This is a genomic window from Streptomyces sp. C, from assembly GCF_000158895.1.
GTDB lineage: Bacteria > Actinomycetota > Actinomycetes > Streptomycetales > Streptomycetaceae > Streptomyces > Streptomyces racemochromogenes.
On record NZ_GG657750.1, the window covers coordinates 432,277 to 433,611 of the forward strand.

At 76.4% G+C, this 1,335-nt stretch carries 2 protein-coding genes; both read right to left on the reverse strand.

Translation table 11 applies throughout. From position 1 onward, the window contains the following. The coding region (locus tag SSNG_RS41695) for a hypothetical protein (RefSeq protein WP_042800406.1) at positions 1 to 516 on the reverse strand (516 nt) is incomplete at its 3' end. Positions 517 to 550: 34 nt separating this feature from the next. Then, on the reverse strand, positions 551 to 1,335 hold a 785-nt coding region (locus SSNG_RS02150), incomplete at its 5' end, for a lipase family protein (protein WP_241694974.1).

Sequence of the window (1,335 nt, forward strand, 5' to 3'; positions counted from 1 at the left end):
CAGGGTGTCGTCGGCCGCGGCCGCACCGGCGACGACGCGGCGGGCGGCGCGCAGCAGGCCGGGCCGCCAGGCCTCCCAGGGCAGGGTGTGGTCGTCCCGGCGGGCGCGGGCCACCCGCCGCAGTTCCTCGGCCAGCGGTCCGGCGAGTGCGGCGGCGGAGGGGACGGCGTCCGGCGGGAGCGGGACGTGGGGGTGCAGGCCGTGGCGCCGTCCGGCCGCGTCGAGCCGGACGGCGGGGTCGAGCGCGTCCGCCGCGGCGGCCTCGGCGAGGAGGGCGGCGGTGTCGGCCGGGCCGAGGGGCACGAGGAACGTGCCGAACGGGGTGCGGAGCCGGACGGGGCGTCCGGAGCGGCTGCGGCGCAGGTGCGCGAGGACGCCCCGGGCGACGCCCTCGCGGGTCAGCGAGTCCAGGCCCAGGGCGCGGGCGGGGGCGTCCGCCCAGGGCAGGCGGTGGGCGAGCATGGCCGCGCCGAACACCGCGTTCTCCAGCGGCCCGGCGGGGGCGGGGGTGGTCATCGGGGGTCGGTCTCCCTCGGGTGGCAGGGGTGCGTCACTTGTCGCGCAGCATGTAGGGCTGGTTGGTGGTGATCTCGCCGTCGTAGCTCCGGATCAGCGCGTTCACCCGGTCGCGGTGGTGGGCCGATCCGCCGCGCAGGCTGTCGGAGTAGGCCTGCGGGGCGTGCGAGAGCGGGTAGTCGTACGACTCGTCGAGCCAGGCCAGTTCCAGCCAGCCGTCCGGGGTGTCGTGGGGCGAGGCCGGGCCGCGGCCGTCGAGCGTCGGGATGACGTCGTGCTCGTTCACCAGGCTGATGACGCGGGTGGTGTGGTCGGCGGGCCGCTTGCCGTCGATCGGGGAGCCGAGCGCGATGACGTGGGTGACCCGGTACTCGGAGGCGACGTCCACGTCGGCGGCCAGGTTCATCGCGGTCAGACCGCCGAGGCTGTGGCCGACCAGCATCAGCTCCGATCCCGCCGGCACGCCGGCCCGCAGCAGGAGCTTCTTCGCCGCCCGGGTGTAGGTGGTGTCGGTGCGCAGGAGGCCGTCGAAGGCGCCGACCAGGTCCTGGGGGGTGCTGTTGCTGAACCCGCCGAAGCTGGTGCCGGGGAGCAGCAGGACGTGCCGTACGGCGCCGTCCGCGCAGGCGACGCGGCGCAGCAGGACCAGGCCGTGGTTGCCCAGGGCCGCGATGTCGTCGACGTAGCTGACGATGTCGTTGCGGGAGGTGCCGAGGACCGTGGCGAGGATGGGGTCCGGGTCGGCGCGCTCGGCGCGGCCGGGCCCGGGGTTGAGGTACGCGAGCAGGGAGCTGGGCAGGCCGAGGAACGGGTCGGTGG